Source organism: Novosphingobium sp. P6W (assembly GCF_000876675.2).
Classification (GTDB): Bacteria; Pseudomonadota; Alphaproteobacteria; order Sphingomonadales; family Sphingomonadaceae; genus Novosphingobium.
In genome coordinates, this window is record NZ_CP030352.1 from 1,379,462 (window position 1) to 1,391,992 (window position 12,531).

General features: G+C 65.3%; 12 protein-coding genes and 1 tRNA gene. 7 read left to right on the forward strand and 6 right to left on the reverse strand.

What is annotated here, in order from left to right; translation table 11 throughout:
* Positions 1 to 280: 280 nt before the first annotated feature.
* Both rnd and TQ38_RS06680 read right to left on the reverse strand, forming a co-directional pair.
* Positions 281 to 1,540, reverse strand: coding sequence for a ribonuclease D (gene rnd / locus TQ38_RS06675; RefSeq protein ID WP_043976195.1), 1,260 nt, complete (start codon positions 1,538 to 1,540; stop codon positions 281 to 283).
* 66 nt (positions 1,541 to 1,606) lie between these two features.
* The gene (locus TQ38_RS06680; RefSeq protein ID WP_043976194.1) at positions 1,607 to 1,951 is read right to left on the reverse strand and encodes a hypothetical protein; all 345 of its coding nucleotides are present in this window, start codon (positions 1,949 to 1,951) and stop codon (positions 1,607 to 1,609) included.
* Positions 1,952 to 2,130: 179 nt separating this feature from the next.
* On the opposite strand from TQ38_RS06680, the gene aspS reads away from it, so the two are divergent.
* The 5 genes from aspS to mltG all read left to right on the forward strand — a co-directional run bounded on the left by aspS (position 2,131) and on the right by mltG (position 7,239).
* Entirely contained in the window at positions 2,131 to 3,957 is a 1,827-nt protein-coding gene (aspS, locus tag TQ38_RS06685) for an aspartate--tRNA ligase (RefSeq protein ID WP_043976193.1), read from the forward strand.
* 88 nt (positions 3,958 to 4,045) lie between these two features.
* On the forward strand, positions 4,046 to 4,462 hold the full coding sequence (locus TQ38_RS06690; RefSeq protein WP_043976191.1) for a VOC family protein: 417 nt from the start codon (positions 4,046 to 4,048) through the stop codon (positions 4,460 to 4,462).
* A gap of 86 nt (positions 4,463 to 4,548) precedes the next feature.
* The gene (locus TQ38_RS06695) at positions 4,549 to 4,785 is read left to right on the forward strand and encodes an acyl carrier protein (protein ID WP_007679564.1); all 237 of its coding nucleotides are present in this window, start codon (positions 4,549 to 4,551) and stop codon (positions 4,783 to 4,785) included.
* A gap of 208 nt (positions 4,786 to 4,993) precedes the next feature.
* Positions 4,994 to 6,259, forward strand: a complete 1,266-nt coding sequence (gene fabF / locus TQ38_RS06700) for a beta-ketoacyl-ACP synthase II (protein WP_043976187.1) — start codon at positions 4,994 to 4,996, stop codon at positions 6,257 to 6,259.
* 5 nt (positions 6,260 to 6,264) lie between these two features.
* Positions 6,265 to 7,239 carry an endolytic transglycosylase MltG gene (mltG, locus tag TQ38_RS06705; protein ID WP_043976186.1) on the forward strand — a complete coding sequence of 325 codons (975 nt, stop codon included), beginning with the start codon at positions 6,265 to 6,267 and terminating at the stop codon, positions 7,237 to 7,239.
* A 4-nt stretch (positions 7,240 to 7,243) separates the two neighbouring features.
* On the opposite strand, the gene TQ38_RS06710 is transcribed toward mltG, so the two are convergent.
* A complete protein-coding gene (locus TQ38_RS06710) occupies positions 7,244 to 7,654 on the reverse strand; it encodes a hypothetical protein (RefSeq protein ID WP_043976184.1) in 411 nt (136 codons plus the stop codon).
* Between the two features lie 87 nt (positions 7,655 to 7,741).
* On the opposite strand from TQ38_RS06710, the gene TQ38_RS06715 reads away from it, so the two are divergent.
* Together TQ38_RS06715 and TQ38_RS06720 are read left to right on the forward strand one after the other, a co-directional pair.
* Complete coding sequence (locus tag TQ38_RS06715) at positions 7,742 to 8,290, forward strand: 2'-5' RNA ligase family protein (RefSeq protein WP_043976182.1); 549 nt, start codon at positions 7,742 to 7,744, stop codon at positions 8,288 to 8,290.
* 108 nt (positions 8,291 to 8,398) lie between these two features.
* Positions 8,399 to 8,475 (forward strand) — tRNA-Met (locus TQ38_RS06720).
* A gap of 72 nt (positions 8,476 to 8,547) precedes the next feature.
* Here TQ38_RS06720 and TQ38_RS06725 read toward each other — a convergent pair.
* The 3 genes from TQ38_RS06725 to TQ38_RS06735 all read right to left on the reverse strand — a co-directional run bounded on the left by TQ38_RS06725 (position 8,548) and on the right by TQ38_RS06735 (position 12,476).
* Positions 8,548 to 9,411 carry an ImmA/IrrE family metallo-endopeptidase gene (locus tag TQ38_RS06725; protein ID WP_082057735.1) on the reverse strand — a complete coding sequence of 288 codons (864 nt, stop codon included), beginning with the start codon at positions 9,409 to 9,411 and terminating at the stop codon, positions 8,548 to 8,550.
* Between the two features lie 163 nt (positions 9,412 to 9,574).
* Positions 9,575 to 10,036 (reverse strand): hypothetical protein, encoded by a 462-nt coding sequence (locus TQ38_RS06730; RefSeq protein ID WP_043976180.1) that lies wholly within the window; start codon positions 10,034 to 10,036, stop codon positions 9,575 to 9,577.
* A gap of 7 nt (positions 10,037 to 10,043) precedes the next feature.
* Positions 10,044 to 12,476: a DUF3772 domain-containing protein gene (locus TQ38_RS06735; protein ID WP_043976179.1), complete on the reverse strand. Its 2,433-nt coding sequence runs from the start codon at positions 12,474 to 12,476 to the stop codon at positions 10,044 to 10,046.
* Positions 12,477 to 12,531: the final 55 nt, after the last annotated feature.

Below are 12,531 nucleotides of genomic sequence, written 5' to 3' on the forward strand. Positions count from 1 at the left end.
GCCGTTACCGGACCGATAATCCTGTAAAATCAGAGGGCGGTAGTCGCTCCGTATTGCTATCACTACCTGCGGCCGCAGGGCGTGCTAACTCTCGGATATGGTAATCGTTTTTCGCATTTTGCGACGTTTGTCACGCCCGCCGCGGCATCGGTCCTGCGCATACGGCGAAGCGGAGTGCATGCTCCGTTCGCCTTGCGTGAAGTGCTGGAGCGACAGTTACCCCTGAGGGAGGGGGCACCGCCATGGCGAATGCGCTTTAACGCCGTCGCCATGGCGGTAGTTATTCTTCGCCGACCTGTTCTTCGTCGGCCTGGCTGTCACCGACCTGCTCCGGGGCGGTGTCTGCCGTTTCGGCAGCCGCCGCTTTCGCCGCATCGTCGACGTGAGTCATCTTGAGCTTGCCGTTCTCCACCGCGAAGGCGAGCTTGCCCTCGACTAGGTCGAGCGCATCGCGGCCGAAAACTTCGTAGCGCCAGCCTTCCAGCAGGCTGAGGTTCTTGCGCACGCCGGCGGCCAGCAGTTCCAGTTCGTCGCTGCGGGCAAGCAGGCGCGAGGCGGCGTCGATTTCCCGCGCGCGGATCTTGAGCAGCAGCTTGAGCAGGTCTGCAACCAGCGTGCCTTCCTTGCCCAGCGGCGCGCCGCGCGGGGCGCGGGCGGGCATTTCGTCATCGGGCAAGGCTTCCGCCTTGGCGAGGACGTTCATCAGGCGGCGTCCGATATCGTTGTCCTTCCAACCCTGCGACAGGCCGCGCACCTTGGCGAGGTCACCCTGCGTCTTGGGCGGGTGGCTGGCGATGTCGGCAATCGTTTCGTCGCGGGCGATGCGGCCGCGCGGGATGTTCTTGCCCTGCGCCTCCATCTCGCGCCACTCGGAGATGGCTTTCAGGCGGCCGAGAACCTGCGGGTTGCGGCCCGGCGCCTTGATCCGCTTCCAGGCCTGGGCCGGGTCGTTGCGATAATGCTCGGGGTCGGCCAGCTTTTCCATTTCCTGGTCCAGCCACTCACCCCGGCCGGTCTTGATCAGGCGCTTGAGCATCTTGGGGAAGATCTTGGAAAGGTGAGTTACGTCGCCGATGGCATATTCGATCTGGCGGTCGGTAAGCGGGCGGCGCGACCAGTCGGTGAAGCGGGCGCCCTTGTCGATCGTCAGGCCCTGCCACGATTCGACGAGGTTGGAATAGCCGATCTGCTCGGACTGGCTGATCGCCATCATCGCGATCTGGGTGTCGAATATCGGGTGCGGCGTGCGCCCCGTGAAGTTGAACACGATCTCGACGTCCTGGCCGCCCGCGTGGAAGACCTTGAGGACGTCCTCATTGTCGGTCAGCAGGTCCCACAAGGGTTTCAGGCCGAGATCGGGGGCGAGCGGGTCGACCGCCGCCGCTTCCTCGGTATTGGCGATCTGCACAAGGCACAGTTCGGGCCAATAGGTGTTTTCACGCATGAACTCGGTGTCGACGGCCACGAAATCGGATTTCGCAAGGCGCGCGCACAAATCGGCGAGTTCTTGGGTTTTCGTTATCAGCGGGTGAATTTTCATTGAACAGGGGCGTTACGCCTAACGGCCCGGTGGATCAACGCCCCGTGTTGCGGTTTTGTCGTATGTTTATTTCCGGCCCGGCAGAAATGCGCAAATCCGCTGGATGAGTGAGGGTTTTTCATGGGCCGACAGCGCGGCGATGCTTTCGGCGGTGACGAGGCGGCGGCGCAGCTGTGATCCGGTGGTGTGGATGCCGGGCGGGGGCAGATGCCAGGCCTCCGCCTCGCCGTCGGACGGGGCTTCGGGCTCGGCAAGCCGGCGCAGTTCGAGAACGGCGGCGGAAGGCTGCTCCGGCTCGGCGGCGGCGGGGATGGGGGCATCGGCCCATTGCGGGAACGCGGGCAGGGCGCTGCTTCCGCCCTGCGGGAGGGCGGATTCCGGGAGAACTTCGTCCAGCTTGTGTGCCAGCATGTCTTGTCCTGCTTGTCTTGTGCGACCCCTTGCCCTGCCCGTTTAAAGGCCAATGGTTTATTTGGTGTTACCGCCGCGCCGATTGGCCACCGCGTGAAAACCTAGTCTGGAAATCGCCGGCCCACTCGACTAGGGCCGCGATGATCTGATTTCGACTATTTGAAGAGCACGAACCCGCCATGACCCATCCCTATCGCTCTCACACCTGCGGCGCCCTCGGTGCGGCCGAGGTTGGCCAGACCGTCCGCCTTTCGGGCTGGGTACACCGCAAGCGCGACCATGGCGGCGTTCTGTTCGTCGACCTGCGCGACCATTACGGCCTGACCCAGGTCGTCACCGACAGCGACAGCCCGGCGCTGGCCGTGCTCGATTCGCTGCGCGCGGAAAGCGTCGTGACCATCGAGGGCACCGTGAAGGCCCGCAGTGCCGGCACCGTGAACCCCAACCTTGCCACTGGCGAGATCGAGGTCTACGCCCGCTCCGCCACGGTCATCAGCCGCGCCGAGGAACTGCCGATGCCGGTCGCCGGCGAGCAGGAGTATCCTGAGGACATCCGCCTCAAGTACCGCTTCCTCGACCTGCGCCGCGAGACGCTGCACGCCAACATCGTCAAGCGCACCAAGGTCATTTCCGATATGCGCCGCCGCATGGAAGGCATCGGTTTCACAGAATATTCCACGCCGATCCTCACCGCCTCCAGCCCTGAAGGCGCGCGCGACTTCCTGGTCCCCAGCCGCATCCACCCGGGCAAGTTCTACGCGCTGCCGCAGGCGCCGCAGCAGTACAAGCAGTTGCTCATGGTCGCCGGTTTCGACCGCTACTTCCAGATCGCGCCCTGCTTCCGCGACGAAGACCCGCGCGCCGACCGCCTGCCGGGCGAATTCTACCAGCTCGACCTCGAGATGAGCTTCGTCACCCAGGAAGAGATATGGGAGACCATGGAGCCGGTGCTTCAGGGCATCTTCGCCGGTTTCGCCGAGGGCAAGCCGGTCACCCCCTCGGGTGAATTCCGCCGCATTCCGCACGCGCGGTCGATGCTGGACTATGGTTCGGACAAGCCTGACCTGCGCAACCCGCTGCTGATCAAGGACGTGACCGAGCACTTCGTCGATTCGGGCTTCGGCATTTTCGCCGGCATCGTTGCGGGCGGCGGCACCATCCGCGCCGTTCCGGCTCCGGGCGCAGGCGCGGGCAGCCGCAAGTTCTTCGACGAGATGAACAACTGGGCGCGCAGCGAAGGCTTCTCGGGCCTTGGCTACATCAACATCAAGGACGGCGTCCCCGGCGGGCCGATCGCCAAGAACCACGGCGAGGAAAAGACCGCCGCGCTGATCGAAGCGCTGGGCCTTGGCCCCAACGACGGCGTGTTCTTCGCCGCCGGCAAGGAAGAGCAGGCCGCCAAGCTGGCCGGCCTTGCCCGTACCCGCACCGGCGAGCTGCTCGACCTGATCGACAAGGACCGCTTCGAGCTGTGCTGGATCGTCGATTTCCCGTTCTACGAGTGGGACGAGGACAACAAGAAGCTCGACTTCGCGCACAACCCGTTCTCGATGCCGCAGGGCGGCATGGAAGCGCTCGAAGGGCAGGACCCGCTTACCATCAAGGCGTTCCAGTACGATCTGGTCTGCAACGGCTTCGAGATCGCTTCGGGTTCGATTCGCAACCAGTCGCCCGAACTGATGGTCAAGGCGTTCGAGATGACCGGCCTGACCAAGGCCGACGTGGAAGAGCGCTTCGGCGGCCTTTACCGCGCGTTCCAGTACGGCGCCCCGCCTCACGGCGGCATGGCGGCGGGCGTGGACCGCATCGTGATGCTGCTGTGCGGCGCGCAGAACCTGCGCGAAATCTCGCTGTTCCCGATGAACCAGCGCGCCGAAGACCTGCTCATGGGCGCACCGTCGCCCGCCGAGCACAAGCAGCTGCGTGACCTGCACATGCGCGTGGTCGAGCCAGTGAAGCAGACCGCTCCGGCGGCTGGCAACGTGGTCGCCCCCAGCGCGGGCTGAACTTCGGGGTGAAATAAGCCCCCGCAATCTTCCTCCCCCGGCGGGGGAGGAAGAGGAACCGCGCCGCGCCTCTCGGCGTTGGCAATCCATGCAGCATATTTCCCTCATCACCCTGGGCGTCACCGACGTGGCCCGTGCCAAAGCCTTCTACCGCGAAGGATTCGGCTGGGAGCCGGTGTTCGAGCAGGACGACGTGGCGTTTTTCCAGATGAACGGATTCGTTTTCGGGCTGTGGGACAAGGCCCAGCTCGAAGCGGACATGGACCGCCCCTGTGCGCCGGCGGGGAGTTTCGCACTGGCCCATAACCTCGAAAGCGCAGAAGCGGTCGACGCAAGGCTGGCACGGCTCGTCGCGGCGGGCGCCACGCTGCTGCGGGCTGCGGATGCCCCGGCGCATGGCGGTTATCGTGGATATGTGGCCGATCCCGATGGCAATGCATGGGAAATCGCTTGGAATCCTGCATGGACCGTGGATAACGCAGGTCATGTGGCCTTCGGGGTTTAACCCAAGCCCCTTGCCAGCGCGCCGCCCAGTGATTAGGGCGACTGTCGAATTACCAATCCTCCGAATTTTTGAAGGGGTCTATACACATGAGCGATACCGCCGATCGGGTTAAGAAGATCGTCGTCGAGCATCTGGGCGTTGAAGCCGAGAAGGTCACCGAAGACGCAAGCTTCATCGATGATCTGGGCGCTGACTCGCTCGACATCGTCGAGTTGGTCATGGCCTTCGAAGAAGAATTCGGCGTCGAAATCCCCGACGACGCAGCCGAAAAGATCAGCACCGTCTCCGATGCCATCAAGTACATCGAAGAGAACAAGGGCTGATTCAGGCTGCCGCCGCTGACCCTTCGGCCGTTCTTGCGGTCGAATGGGGCAGGGCGCACACCCGGATTGAAATCGACAGGCTCGACCTCTAAGGGGGCGGGCCTGTCGCCGTTTCAGGCTTCTATTCTGTTTCAGGCAGCCGCAGTCTCGGGCATCCGCAATTTTTGGATGATCGCAGATTTCGGGTAATCGCATGTCGGAGAGCATAATGCGTCGCGTCGTCGTAACCGGACTTGGTCTTGTCACCCCGCTGGGGGCTGACGTCGAAACGACCTGGGCCAATATCCTTGCCGGTAAATCCGGCGCCGGGCCGATCACGAAGTTCGATGCCTCGGACCAGAAGTGCCGCATCGCCGCAGAGGTGAAGCCGGCCGATCATGAATATGGCTTCGATGCCAACAAGCGCGTCGACCACAAGGTTCAGCGCCAGGTCGATCCGTTCATCGTCTTCGGCATCGATGCCGCGGGCCAGGCGATCGAAGACGCCGGTTTGACCGAGATGGACGAGGAAACCCGCTACATGGCCGGTTGCTCGATCGGTTCGGGCATCGGCGGCCTGCCGGGCATCGAAAGCGAATCGCTGGTCCTCGCCGCCAAGGGGCCGAGCCGCGTTTCGCCGCACTTCGTCCACGGGCGCCTCATCAACCTGATCTCGGGTCAGGTTTCGATCAAGTACGGCCTGATGGGCCCGAACCACGCTGTCGTCACCGCCTGCTCGACCGGCGCTCACTCGATCGGCGACGCTGCGCGCATGATCAAGGACGGCGACGCCGACATCATGCTGGCCGGCGGCGCGGAAAGCACCATCTGCCCGATCGGCATCGCCGGCTTCGCGCAGGCACGCGCCCTCTCGACCTCGTTCAACGACGAGCCCGAGAAGGCCAGCCGTCCCTACGACAAGGACCGCGACGGCTTCCTGATGGGCGAGGGCGCAGGCGTCGTCGTGCTTGAGGAATACGAGCACGCCAAGGCACGCGGTGCGAAGATCTACGCAGAAGTCATCGGCTACGGCCTGTCGGGCGATGCCCACCACGTCACCGCGCCGCACCCGGAAGGTTCGGGCGCGTTCCGCTCGATGGCGATGGCGCTGCGCAAGGCGGGCCTCGAACCCAAGGACATCGACTACATCAACGCCCACGGCACCTCGACTCCGCTGGGTGACGAGCTGGAACTGGGCGCGGTGCGCCGCCTGTTCGGCGATGCCATTGACAACGTCTCGATGAGTTCGACCAAGTCTGCGATCGGCCACCTGCTGGGCGGCGCGGGCGCTGTCGAGGCGATCTTCTGCATCCTGGCGATGCGCGACCAGATCGTCCCCCCGACGCTGAACCTCGACAACCCCAGCGAAAGCTGCGTGGGCGTCGACCTGGTGCCGCATGTCGCCAAGAAGCGTGAAGTGCGCGCCGTGCTCAACAACAGCTTCGGCTTCGGCGGCACCAACGCCAGCCTCGTGCTGCGCCGCGTAGAAGACTGACACCGATGATGTCCCGGCGTGGATGCGTTCTGGCAGGCGTCCTCGCCGTGGCTGTCATTGGTGCCTTGTGGAGCTTCCTTGGCGGCTGGTACGGTTCCGGCCCGCTGGCCAAGGACCAGCACTTCGTCGTCCCCAATGGCGCCAGCCTGGGGACGATCGCGGACAGGCTCCAGGAAAAGGGCGTGATCCGCTCGGCGAGCGGGTTCACCCTGCGCGCGCGCGTTTTCGGCGGCGGCGGCGGGATCAAGGCGGGTGAGTTCGCCATTCCCGCCCACGCTAGTGCATCGCGGGTGCTGGCGATCATCTCCAGCGACGATTTCGTGCGCCGCCTCGTCACCGTGCCCGAGGGGATGCCCTCGATCATGGTCTACGAACGGCTTAAAGCGCAGACCGCGCTGACGGGCGATGTTGCCTCGCCTGCCGAAGGTTCGGTCCTGCCGGACAGCTATCCGATCGAAAGCGGTGAAACGCGCGAGGCGGTGCTGCGCCGGATGCAGGCCGCGATGAGCCGCACGGTCAAGGAATTGTGGGACAAGCGCGCGCCGAATCTCGTCGTCAAAACGCCGGAACAGGCAGTGATCCTGGCCTCCATCGTCGAGAAGGAAACCGGAAAGCCCTCCGAACGCCGCATGGTGGCAGGGCTTTATTCCAATCGCCTCAGGACCGGCATGCTGCTTCAGGCCGACCCGACGATCATCTACCCGATCACCAAGGGCAAACGCCTGGGCCGCCGTATCCTTCAGTCGGAGATCCAGGCGGTCAACGACTACAATACCTATACGATGGTCGGCCTGCCCAAGCACCCGATCACCAACCCGGGCCGCGAATCGATCGCCGCCGTGTTGAACCCGGCCAAGACCGATGCGCTCTACATGGTCGCTGACGGCACCGGCGGCCACGCCTTCGCCGACACTCTGGCCGAGCATAACAGCAACGTCGCTAAGTGGTTCGCGATACGGCGCGAGCGCGGCGAACTGTAAGGTTTCAGCGCAGCGTCCCGTCCGCTGCCTTGCGGCGGGCGTAGAGCAGTGAGCCCAGGGTGATCGCGAAGATCACGGCCGGGAAGATCGTGGTCGACCAGCCCTTGGCCGCGATCATGCCGAAGCCCAGGAAGCTCCAGCTGAACTGGACCACCACGCCGGCCAGCGAAAGCGCGAAGCATATCCATGCCGCCTTGCGCCGCGTCAGCAACAGCACCGCGCCCAGCGTACCGACCCACACCGCCACGCCATAGGCGGCCCACGCCCATGCGGGCATGGAGCGGAAGGCATCGGCAGTGACGGGGTCGGTCCTGGCGAGCACATCGAGGTCGGCGCTGGCCTGCATGACATAGGCGGCGTCGCCCAGCAGGTTCCAGGCGAGGATGGCGGCGGCGATGATCCAGAATGTGCGCATGACGATCTCCTCGGCCTGTAATTCCTGCCCGATGAACTTTGCGCTGCGCGGGTCATTCTGGCAATCGGGATCGATGGCTGAAGAGGCATGAGCAAACCCGCACCCGACTGGATCGCGACAGGCCCCCGCAAGGCAGGCGCACCGCTGCTTGTCACCGCTGAACTGCCCGATGATGTGCTTGCCTGGGCGGACGCCCTGCGCCGGGCCCACTATCCGCCCGAACGTAACCGCCTGCGCGCCCACGTAACCTTGTTCCACGCCCTGCCGCCATCGGTGGAGGAGGAACTCACCGACGTGCTGCGCGCTCTCGCCAAGGCACCCGCGCCGCCGGCGCGAATCGCCGGACTGATGAAGCTGGGCACCGGCACCGCGCTTGCGGTGGAGAGCGCGGCGATGGTCCAACTCCACGGCGCCATCGCGGAGCGGATGCACGGCTTGCTGACCCAGCAGGACGCCCAGCCGCTGCGCCTTCACGTGACGATCCAGAACAAGGTGACCACCCAGGCCGCCCGTGCGCTTCAGGCGCAGCTGGGCGATCAATTGCAGCCCGTTTCCTTCCGCTTCCGGGGCTTTGGGCTCTACGCGTGGGAGGACGGATTGTGGCGTCCGATCCGCGTTGTCACCTTTCGTGGCTGAAGGTGCTTTTTCAGTGTTGACCGATGCGGGTGACCCACCTAAAGGACGCGGCCTGCACCGCAGCAATGGTGCACCAGATCGAGCCATCCCTAGGGACGGCCTTGATGTGGCGGAGTAGCTCAGCTGGTTAGAGCAGCGGAATCATAATCCGCGTGTCGGGGGTTCGAGTCCCTCCTCCGCTACCACTTTTCAAGACCTTAGCGGTATTGCAGGGAAAGTGGTTTGCACCGAGGTGTAGTCGATAGCGGCCCTTTGCTTCATCGACCGAACCTGGGTCTTTCGTTCGCCAGCTTTTCCGCTTCCTCGTCCGCGCGGCGTTCTGCTGCGGCGTCGACGTATAGCATCACCAGTTGAAAGCCGTTGGCCTTGCGAAACGTCTGGAACGCGAGCCTGGGCTGGCGGACGTCGCGGGCGATCGACAGCCAGTCACGCACGTCGGCCGGGAACCAGGCGGTTTCTTCCTTCGGCGCGGTGCTGCCCACCGCCGCTGGCGCGGGGTCGCCGGAACGGACCGAGAGGGCCGGAAAAGACCGTGACGGCCTGGTGAGCCGCACCGTACCGTCCTTGATGAAGGCGAACGCGCATGTCGTCTGGGTGAGGTCGGCATAGCGGCTGACGGCCGCTTCCAGCGTGACGCGGTAAGCGGCGGCGAGCGTGGGCAGGTGGGCGATGGCCGGCTTTCCCAGGTCTGCGACGAAACTGGCGAACAGCGGCTTGGGCATCAGCAGCCCGGCGGCAAAGCGGTTGGCCTGCATCTCTTCCTTGCGATGCGGGGTATCGCGCCGGTTCTCCGCCAGATCGCGGCTGGTGCACTGCCTGTCGCCGCGCTGCGCCTTGAGGAGGAAATGGCCAAGCTGATGCGCGATGGCAAAGCGGCGGCGCGGCGCAGAGAAGCCCGCCGCCACTGAAATGATGCCCTGTGTCTTGGCGATATCGGCCATGAGAGTGCTCGTAGCGCCATCGACGTCGAGATCGCGAAATTCGGCGATGCCTGCACTGCGCGCGATGGCTTCGACGTCTATCGGTACGGTAAGCTGGGGATAGTGCTTCAGGATCGCCGCGAGCAGCGTCTCCGGAGAAGCGCAATCGGCCAGGTCTTTCAGCAAGGCAGCATTTTTCATTCCCCGGCCCCTACCGCAAACGCGAGGGAAGCGCGACAATCGCGGCGGCGTGGATGCACTTATACCACGCTGCCGAGATGCTGGCGCATCACCGTCTGGAAATGCTCAAGCGCCGCACGGGCTTGGCCACTGCCCGATGAGGCAAGCGCATCAAGCATCGGTATCAGTTTTGCCCGGTATCCTGAAATTCGGGAAAAAGGGCTTCCACTGCGGCCTGAAGGTCTTCGGGGCCGGACAGGAGGCCATGGTGGTCGAGCAATCCCTTTACCACCCGCGCCCGGTGCGGGCCGATGCCCGGCAGTGTTTCCAGGCCGAGGAAGTCCGGGTCGGCGATGCGCTGCGCCAGATCGCCCAGCGTCCGAAAGCCGGCGGCCTTCAAGGTTAGTCGCAGGCCGGAAGGCAGGACCGACTGGCTGATGAGCAGGTCGCGATCGGTGGCGCCCGGGTCCTTTGCGCGCAGCCTTGTGCGCGATGCCTTGGCCCGCTTCAACGCGCGGCGGATGCGGGCAAGCTGGTTCCCGGTCAGGGCCAGCTTGCGGGCGATTTCCCGGTACGAAAGGCCAGCCGCGCGCATCTCCCGCGCCTCGTCCAGGTTGAGGTTTGCCTGCTGGGCCTGGCTCAGCATCGCGGCGTCAGCCTGCGGGCGGCTGCGGCGCAGTGCCCTTGCGGTCGCCGTCCTCGATCGCGGTGCGGTCGCTGGCGAGAAGTTCCAGGCGCTGGGCGACCGTGCCGATGTCGATGCCTTCCTCGCCGAAACGCCGCAGCAGGACGAGGAACACATTGCTGCGGGCGCGGTAGACATCGCGCGGAGAGGCGACGTGGGCGAAGCAGTTGAACAGGATTCGCCCGTCCGCGATCGAATCGACGAATGCCGCCGGGCCGGGGTCCTCCAGCACTGCCGGTTCGGCCGCGAAGGTGCTCAGAACGATGTCCAGGACATTGTCCACCTCGATTTCGAGCGGCACCGAGAACTGGATCTGGATACGCCCGAGCGGGCTCGACAGGGTCTTGTTGAGCACGGTCTTGGTGATGAGTTCGGAATTGGGGACGATCAGCGTCGAATGATCGGCAAGGGTGATTTCGGTGGAGCGCACGCTGATGCGCTTCACGTCGCCTTCGTCCGTGCCCACGCGCACCCAGTCGCCGATCTTGATGGGACGCTCTGCCAGCAGGATCAGGCCCGATACGAAGTTCTGGGTGATCGCCTGAAGGCCGAAACCGATGCCGACCGACAGCGCCGAGAGGAGCAGCGCGATCCGCTCGACCCCGATCCCCAGAGAGGCGAGCGCCCAAATGATCGCCAGCGCAATGCCGACATAGCGGGCGACCAGCCCGGCCGAATTGCGCGCCGAACCGTCGAGGTCGGTGGCTGGAAGGTAGCGCTTTTCCAGCCAGCTCATGAAGGCCCGCACGAGGGCGAGGCCGATCGTCAGCACCAGCGCCGAACGAATGATCGCGCCGGGTGAGATCGCAACGCCGCCGATGTCGATCCCTTGCGCGAAAGTGCCCAGCCGTCCGAAGAAACTGCCAAGCCCGCCGCTGCCGCCGAAGGGCGTCATCAGCAGGCCAAGCGCGACGAGCACCAGGAAGATGCGCAAGACGCCTGAAACCAGAACGCCGAACTGGTCCACCAGGCTTCCGCGCAGGCCCACGCTGCGGGTGAGGGCGATGCCCAGCGGGCTTTCGCGGCTGAACAGCGTGGTTGCGGCGTCGTCGGCAGTGCCCAGCAGCAGGTAGAGCGTGGCGACGAGCACCGCAGTCCAGACGATCAGCCGGGCGATGAACAGGCTGAGCCCGACGTAGCCGCCGGTCAGGGCGAACAAGGCCGCGACGACCAGCATCCAGGCGATGAGCGTGATTACCGCCAGCCCCGCGCCGGTGGAGGACCGGTTGGTGCTTTCGGTGTCGGCTTCCTCACGCGCGGCGGCATCGGCGCGCAGGCGGCCGAGCAGGAGCAGGAACGTGCCGATCCATATCAGATGCACCAGCGCCTCGGCCATCTGCCAGGCGGCAAGCGCTGTCTGGCTGGCGCCCACGGCCTGGTTGAAGGCATCGAGCAGGATGCAGGCGAAAGCGATGCCCGACAGGATCAGGATCATCGGATGGACGCGGTTTGCGGTTTCGTCGGCGATCGGTGCGATCCGCCACGAGGGCTGCTTGCGCATCAGCACGGCGCCGCCAAGCGATGCGGTGAAGGCGGCGAATCCGCAGGCGCCGATAAACCCGTCGAGCAGAAGGTCCCAGCGCTGGGGGAACAGACCGGCCCAGCGGAACCCCTGAACCAGCACGAAGGCGGCCAGCAGCGGCGCTGCCGTGCCGATGACCACGCGCCAGAGGGCATAGAGCGAACGGCGGATGCGGTGGCCGGGCGCGGTGCCGATCAGGTAGCGCTGCCCAAGCTGCCGTCCCGCGACCCGGGCCGGAAACATCAGCACGAAAGCCAGTATACCGCCCAGTGGCACCTGCCACGGTATCCCGCCGCGCCATTGCTCGCCGATCTGGGCGAAGCCTTGCGATATGAACAGGTCGACCCGGCGCATGTCGCGCGGGGCCGAGGCGAACAGGGCGCTCCAGAAGGTGGGCGACAGCGGTGAATGAAAGCGGGTGGCGAGTGTTTCGTTCAGTTGTTCGGCCTGCCCGCGGTCCAGTTCCTCGATCAGTTGCTGGGCCTCGACGTCGGCCAGCCTGCCGCGCTTGACGGCGGCATCCACCGCTGCCCGGGTCTTTGCGAGGCGGGCCCGCTGCTGCTGGATCTCGGGGGCTTCGGCCACGCCTTCGGTGACCGGGCCAAGGCCGGCGACGCGCGCATCGACCTGGGCGATCTGGTCTTCCAGCTGGTTTGCGGCGGCACGCACCGCAGCTTGCGCGGCCAGCGCCTTGGTGCGCAGCGCTGCCCGTTCGTCGTCGGCGACCTTGGTGTCGAGCGCGCGGTCGACTTCGCGCAGATCGGTTTCCGCCTGCTTGATCTGGCTGGACTGCTCCGCCGTGGGTGCGATCTGGGCATGAGCGGCGGTGCCTCCTGCGAACAGGAGAATGGCAAGGATCAGGCGGTGCAAGGCGCGCATTCGTGAAATCTCGAACTGGGGGGGACGGGCCGCAGCGTGAGCCGCTCGCAGCAAT

Bases quoted from the DNA above. Each gene is read 5' to 3' on its own strand.
- TQ38_RS06725 (WP_082057735.1), bottom strand. From the start codon at position 9,411: ATGAAAAATGCTGCCTTGCTGAAAGACCTGGCCGATTGCGCTTCTCCG.
- TQ38_RS06680 (WP_043976194.1), bottom strand. From the start codon at position 1,951: ATGCTGGCACACAAGCTGGACGAAGTTCTCCCGGAATCCGCCCTCCCG.
- TQ38_RS06710 (WP_043976184.1), bottom strand. From the start codon at position 7,654: ATGCGCACATTCTGGATCATCGCCGCCGCCATCCTCGCCTGGAACCTG.
- TQ38_RS06715 (WP_043976182.1), top strand. From the start codon at position 7,742: ATGAGCAAACCCGCACCCGACTGGATCGCGACAGGCCCCCGCAAGGCA.
- TQ38_RS06730 (WP_043976180.1), bottom strand. From the start codon at position 10,036: ATGCTGAGCCAGGCCCAGCAGGCAAACCTCAACCTGGACGAGGCGCGG.
- TQ38_RS06690 (WP_043976191.1), top strand. From the start codon at position 4,046: ATGCAGCATATTTCCCTCATCACCCTGGGCGTCACCGACGTGGCCCGT.
- TQ38_RS06735 (WP_043976179.1), bottom strand. From the start codon at position 12,476: ATGCGCGCCTTGCACCGCCTGATCCTTGCCATTCTCCTGTTCGCAGGA.
- fabF (WP_043976187.1), top strand. From the start codon at position 4,994: ATGCGTCGCGTCGTCGTAACCGGACTTGGTCTTGTCACCCCGCTGGGG.
- mltG (WP_043976186.1), top strand. From the start codon at position 6,265: ATGATGTCCCGGCGTGGATGCGTTCTGGCAGGCGTCCTCGCCGTGGCT.
- aspS (WP_043976193.1), top strand. From the start codon at position 2,131: ATGACCCATCCCTATCGCTCTCACACCTGCGGCGCCCTCGGTGCGGCC.
- TQ38_RS06695 (WP_007679564.1), top strand. From the start codon at position 4,549: ATGAGCGATACCGCCGATCGGGTTAAGAAGATCGTCGTCGAGCATCTG.
- rnd (WP_043976195.1), bottom strand. From the start codon at position 1,540: ATGAAAATTCACCCGCTGATAACGAAAACCCAAGAACTCGCCGATTTG.